At 38.7% G+C, this 6,472-nt stretch carries 4 protein-coding genes and 1 tRNA gene; 1 reads left to right on the top strand and 4 read right to left on the bottom strand.

What is annotated here, in order from left to right; all coding sequences use genetic code 11:
• Positions 1-22 precede the first annotated feature (22 nt).
• The 3 genes from QZ548_RS06890 to QZ548_RS06880 all read right to left on the bottom strand — a co-directional run bounded on the left by QZ548_RS06890 (position 23) and on the right by QZ548_RS06880 (position 3,672).
• Entirely contained in the window at positions 23-2,314 is a 2,292-nt protein-coding gene (locus QZ548_RS06890; RefSeq protein WP_295869270.1) for a YadA-like family protein, read from the bottom strand.
• A gap of 228 nt (positions 2,315-2,542) precedes the next feature.
• Positions 2,543-2,619, bottom strand: a tRNA-Arg gene (locus QZ548_RS06885).
• 48 nt (positions 2,620-2,667) lie between these two features.
• Positions 2,668-3,672 (bottom strand): 5'-nucleotidase, lipoprotein e(P4) family, encoded by a 1,005-nt coding sequence (locus QZ548_RS06880; protein WP_295869269.1) that lies wholly within the window; start codon positions 3,670-3,672, stop codon positions 2,668-2,670.
• Between the two features lie 187 nt (positions 3,673-3,859).
• On the opposite strand from QZ548_RS06880, the gene QZ548_RS06875 reads away from it, so the two are divergent.
• Complete coding sequence (locus QZ548_RS06875) at positions 3,860-4,741, top strand: hypothetical protein (protein ID WP_295869267.1); 882 nt, start codon at positions 3,860-3,862, stop codon at positions 4,739-4,741.
• A 149-nt stretch (positions 4,742-4,890) separates the two neighbouring features.
• Here the strand turns inward: QZ548_RS06875 and QZ548_RS06870 are convergent, their stop codons facing one another.
• Positions 4,891-6,354 carry a catalase gene (locus tag QZ548_RS06870; RefSeq protein ID WP_295869265.1) on the bottom strand — a complete coding sequence of 488 codons (1,464 nt, stop codon included), beginning with the start codon at positions 6,352-6,354 and terminating at the stop codon, positions 4,891-4,893.
• Between the last annotated feature and the right edge of the window lie 118 nt (positions 6,355-6,472).

The raw sequence follows: 6,472 nt of genomic DNA, 5'->3' as shown, positions 1-6,472 counted from the left end.
GGATTCTTATTTAGATTCTAATTTATTTAGATTCTAATTTAGCTGCTAATTCAGTATATTTTCGTTCTAACTCATTATACTTTTCAGATAGGTCTTTCATATCTTTCTTGAGTTGTGCCGCATCTTCAGTAGTTACCTCTTCGGAGCTTTTACCAAATTTGAAATTAGCACCTAAACTGATAGTGTTACGACCATTACCAACAGTAGTAGCAGCATTAAACATTGTATTTTTATTAGGGCGGTAGAAGGCACCTAAAGCTGCTGCATTAGCATTTTTATAATTACCAAAGCCAACAGAGTAGGACCATTTATCATGTTTATCGAAATCTAATGGATGCAAGCCAGCTAGTGCTGCAGAAGCTGCACCCACCTTAGCTACTTGAGAGTCAGTGTAGTTATTAGCTTGATTCAAAGTATCATGACCAACGTCAATAACTTTATTTTCTAAATCACCGATACGACCCTCATGATTTTCGATAGCTTTTTTATTATCGACAGTAAGTTGTTTAACTTCTTTCAATTGAGATACATTGACAGCATCAGTGTCTTCTGTACCAGCAGTAACACCATGAATTTGTTGACCACCAACATTAACGTTACTAACAGAGAATGTCATTTCTTTTAATTCGGTAGTGTCATCATTATCTTTATATCCCCATACATCAATACCACCAGCGTATGCATTCATACCTTGATCGTGGTGTATTGTAAAAATACCATCAACGTCTACATCTGTCTTATAATCACCAGCTCTACTAAATGTAATTTTCTTACCATTAATAGCAGTTAATTGTTCAGGTTCTCCGTTTACAGCTGTATTGTGGAGTTCAATAACACTGCCATCAATCTTAGTTTCACCACGCTTATCCAAATGACTCATTGCAGGGATTTCAGCCAAATGTTTAAAATCGCTCCAGCTAGTGGAAGTATCTTTAAATACAGCAGAGTTCATATTTGTTAAATTTTTATTAACATCAACTTTAAATTCTTTGCCGCCATTAATATTAACAGATTCAGACACTGTTGTGTTATCACCATTAACTACGGTAGGGAAATTCAAAGAATTAATAACCGCATTTAATTGACTACCGTTAATAGCATCAGTAGAAGTTGCATCGATACGACCAGCTGCTACGTTGGTAATAGTTCTTTCTTTACCAGTATCACCAACAGATACAGTGCCTACTGGAGTACCACCAGCAAAAATATGTGTTTCACCGTTAATTGCAATAGAAGCAGTACCAACTACATCATTTGTTTTTGCATTGTTACCAAGAGCTACAGAATTATCAATGATAGCTGTTGCATTAGAACCAATAGCCACAGTGTATTCACCAGTTGCATTAGCAGTATGACCAATAGCTACGGAGTCTTTTTTAGTTGCACTAGATAAGGTGCCAGCTGCAAAAGCTGAATCACCAGAAGCTGTATTTTGAACACCAACTGCTGTAGCTTGTGAATTTGAAGCCGTATTTTTATAACCAATAGCATTACTATAATCAGCACTAGTAGTATTGTTAGAACCTAATGCAGATGCGTTATGACCAGCTGCTTCATTTTCATATCCCAAAGCAGAACTTTGATTACCAGATGCAGTATTCATATAACCTACTGCGGTAGCATAGTCATTTTTTGCCTTTGCACTATAGCCAATCGCAGTTCCCATTGCGTTATTAGCCTTTGCATTATTACCAATAGCAACTGTATTTTGAGCAGTTGCTTCTGCTTTACGACCAATTGCATATGCATCATCGTATGTTGCTTTAGCCGTATCACCAAAGGCGATGGAATTATTACCTTGAACCTTAGCACCAGTACCACCTACTAAAGCATTATTTCCTTTAATGGTATTATTCTTGCCCAAAGCCACAGAATTTTGTCCATCAATGCTATTATATGAACCAACTAATAAAGAATTAATCGCATTATCATTATTGGCATGTCCAAAGCCGCCTACGATATTATTAGTACCACCAACAGTATTGCTAGTACCTACTACCAAGCTGTGAGTAGCAGAGTTTGTATTATACCAGCCTGCTACGATGCTACCTGGACCAGATGCAGTATTATTAATACCAGAAGTAATACTATTAGAAGCAGAAGGTCGAACTGTATTATTGTCACCACCGAGCAATATATTATTTACAGGAGAGAACATACCATTCTCAACTTTGTTATTTCCACCATAAGCAATAGAATTTTTCATGCTTAGTGGCGCAGTAGTTGTAGCACTAATATCTAAATTGGATGCTGCAAACCCTGTTGTAGTTATAGTTGCAGTGATCATGGCTGTTAACAGCAATTCTTTTTTCATGTGTTTTCCCCCTTTTAAGACAACACAAACAATAAACCTAAAAAAAGATTCAAAGCTATCTAATGGAACTTGAATCTTATTGTACCCCTCTATACACTATTCATTGTTAAAATATGAATAAAATATGAATATTACCCTAATATTATAATTCTAGCTCATAAGAATTGCAAGATAATACAAAAAAGAAGGCATACGGCTTATAAAAGCTGTATGCCTTCTTTTCTATACTGGTGCGCCTAACCGGAATCGAACCAGTGACACGCAGTTTAGGAAACTGCTGCTCTATCCTACTGAGCTATAGACGCATATATACTTTATTATATCGTTTTTAATAAAGTATACGCAAGGCATCCTTATTGTTGTAGGTATTGGTTATTTACTTGTTTTTGTTCTTCTGGGCTGAGGTTTTGATAGCCTTTAGCTAATGCACTTACCCAAGATCCATAAGCAGGGTTTGGGAATACCACAAAGGTAGTACCAAAGTCTTCTTTATGAGCATCGATGATGCTATTTCTTTCTTCTAATGTTTTCCCTTTTGTGCCAATCGGGAAATCACCAGCATTATCGCCCATGAATAGAACAACAGCGTATTTTTTAGCAATCGCATCAAAGCGAGGTTTTTTGTCAGAGTCTTTTTCGAATAGTAGTACATGGTCTTTATCAACGGATGGGAAGCCTAGTTCTTTAAAATTCTGTATCGTTACGTCAAGGTTTACTGGGGCGTAACGGTTTGATACGTAGAAGATTTCTACACCTTGTTTATGTACTTCATTTAAAAATTCGACCGCACCTGGCATAGCGCGAGATTCGCCTTTATGGACCGCTGCTCGCCACCAAGGACCATCGAATCTACCATTACCATTAGCGATGCTTTCACCCATCAGTTTTGTATTGTCTATCACTGTTTCATCTGCATCAAGAACGATAGCTAACGGCTTTCTCTGATGTGATGGATCATAAACAGCCATTTTAACAATATTCAGCGCCACGTTGTACCCCTGATAGACTAACGCTCTGTACTCAGCAGAGGTGCGCATCCATAACAGGCCCATCGTCTCTGTGTCAGCTTGGTACTGCTGCTTTTGCTTGAGCGCTACCTGTTCCGCCTGTATTGCCGCATCATTCACCACAGCACCATTAGATACTCCATTATTAGCTGCTACATTATTGACTACCGTATTCTTAGCTACTGTAGTATTAACAGGCTGCGCCGATTGCACCTGAGTCGTAACAGTAGTAGGACCTATGCTACTTGCTTTCACCGTCGTCGGAGAGTCTGCCTGCACTACAGAACCTACGCAAAGGCTACCACCAAGACAAGCCACCGCTACATACCATGCCAAACTACTACGTTTCATAATTGCCTCCTAACCACATTTGCTCTCTGTATAAATACAATACACAATGTAATTCTACATAGTTATACTAAAGTCCTCTATAAATTAATATGCTATTAGTGTATTTTAAAATCTATCTACACAAGAACTATGCTATAATACGACTGTTAATAGTATTAGAGAGTTCTTATAAAAAGAGGTATATGTAATGCAATTATGTAAACGATCAATTATTACCAGTTCACTATTAGCTGTATTGGCTATATCGTCTGCGTATGGAGCTACACCTGTACAAGCAAGTGAAAGCACAGATACTGCAGTAGTTGAGATGGATTATGCTAGTATTCCAGAGTTAAAAAAATCTATCGAAAGCGCAACACCAGCTATAGTACAATCTACACTTGATGCTTCCGAGGAAAAAGCTACTAACGGCAAACCCATCTATTCGACAGTCACTATGTCTGGTAACCGTGTTGTATCCGTAAAAACTTACAAAACAAAAGAGGAACAAGAAACGGCTATGTTAAAAGAGCGCGAACGTTTAGACAAAGTCACTGCAGAACGTCGTGCTAAAAGAAAAGATGAAACACGCGCAGATATGCTAAAAGGTTTGACGCCAATACCGTTCTATCCGCCTGTTAGTGAAACACGGGACTTACAAAGCGAAATATTCTCTAGACCATTTGGTAGACAACTCGATTTGCGTTTAGTCGAGGCCTATATACAAGATTATGATAAGGCAAAACCAGGCGATATTTATGTCTATGCAGATTATGTAGACTACACATCTAAACAGTTATTAGGTGAAAAGGATGGCACTACTGCTATTTCAGCTATGATTTTACGTACAATCATGAGAAAAGATGAAAACAAAGCTTTCAGCATCGATGTAAATGTGTACTTCATAAATCCATCAACGCATACAATTTCCATAAGTCGTTCTGAAGATGCAAAGGGTATCGATATCAAGAAGAACGAAAGGGCTGAGGCTGTATTTAAACTACCTTCACACCAACTACAAGCCGGCAATCCGCAGTATGAAATTGCTAAGCTTATGTACCAAGACTTAACAAATAAGAAATTTGATTAGCAATATTTAAATACACACACATGACAAAAGCCCCTCCTTACTATGAGCTACATAGCAAGGAGGGGCTTCGTTTTAATTTAAGGAAGGTCTTTTAATCGTCAGTGTTATTCAGAGAGAGTATCTCTGTTATGTAAAAAGTATTTATAATACTATTTCACATCGCTAAAGTCGATGTTCATACCCAATGCTTTAGCAACGCCTTCACCATAAGCTGGATCACATTGATAGCAATGTTTTGCATGGCGTTCTTTAATGAAATCAGGTACGCCATCCATAGCTGCTGCTGTGTTTTCGAACAAGATTTGTTGTTTTTCAGGGCTCATGAGGCGGAACAACTTACCTGGTTGTGTGTAGAAGTCAGAGTCATCTTCGTAGAAGTCGTATTGGTATGCTGCACCAGATACGTCTAAGCCAGGATTTTTGAATTGAGGTTGTTCAGCCCATTCACCAAAGCTATTAGGTGCATAGCCAATAGTGGAGCCATGGTTACCATCCACACGGCCTTGGCCATCACGATGGTAGCTGTTAACAGGGCATTGAGGTGCATTAACAGGAATTTGATGGTAGTTTGCACCTAGACGATAGCGCTGTGCATCGGCATAGGAGAACAAACGACCTTGCAACATTCTGTCAGGGGAGAAAGATACACCCGGAATGATTGTAGAAGGTGCGAATGCAGCTTGTTCTACATCTTGGAAGTAGTTTTCAGGATTACGATTAAGTTCCATTACACCTACTTCAATCAATGGGAATTCATCGTGGTACCATACTTTTGTTAAGTCAAATGGGTTGTATGGCATGTTGTTAGCTTGTTCTTCTGTCATCACTTGGATGCATAATTTCCATTTAGGAAAATCACCGCGTTCAATGGCATCGAAGAGATCACGTTGATGGCTTTCACGATCATTAGCCACAATTTCAGCAGCCTCAGCATTGGAGAGGTTTTCAATTGGTTGTTGGCAAACCCAGTGGAATTTAACCCATACGCGTTCATCGTTTTCATTAATTAGACTATATGTATGGCTACCGAAACCATGCATTGTGCGGTAGGATTTAGGAATACCACGGTCACTCATAACGATTGTTACTTGGTGAATAGCTTCTGGCAAGCTAGTCCAGAAGTCCCAGTTTGCTGTCGCATCGCGAAGGTTTGTTTGTGGATTGCGTTTAACAGCGCGATTCAAATCAGGGAATTGCAATGGATCGCGGATAAAGAATACCGGTGTGTTGTTACCTACAAGGTCCCAGTTACCTTCTTCTGTATAGAATTTTACAGCAAACCCACGAATATCGCGCTCTGCATCAGCGGCACCACGTTCGCCAGCAACTGTGGAGAAACGTACAAACAATGGCGTTTGCTTGCCTACTTCAGAGAAAAGTTTTGCTTTTGTATATTTAGTAATATCGTTCGTTACTGTGAAAGTACCAAATGCGCCGGACCCTTTTGCATGCATACGGCGTTCAGGAATTACTTCACGCGCAAAATGACCTAGTTTTTCCATAAACCAAACATCTTGCATCAATACAGGACCACGTTTACCTGCTGTAGCAGAGTTGCGATTATCTGGTACGGGAGCGCCAAAGGCGGTTGTTAGTTTCTTTTCATTATTCATATTACAAACTCCTACTTAGAGATCAAAATGAAAGTAATTTACTTTACATAATTTTTAGATTATATATCTCAATTAAGATAAATGTTATTAACGGATAATTATTATCCATTAATCTGTA

This window comes from uncultured Veillonella sp. (assembly GCF_915069625.1).
GTDB lineage: Bacteria > Bacillota > Negativicutes > Veillonellales > Veillonellaceae > Veillonella.
This window is presented reverse-complemented; position numbering and strand designations above follow the sequence as displayed.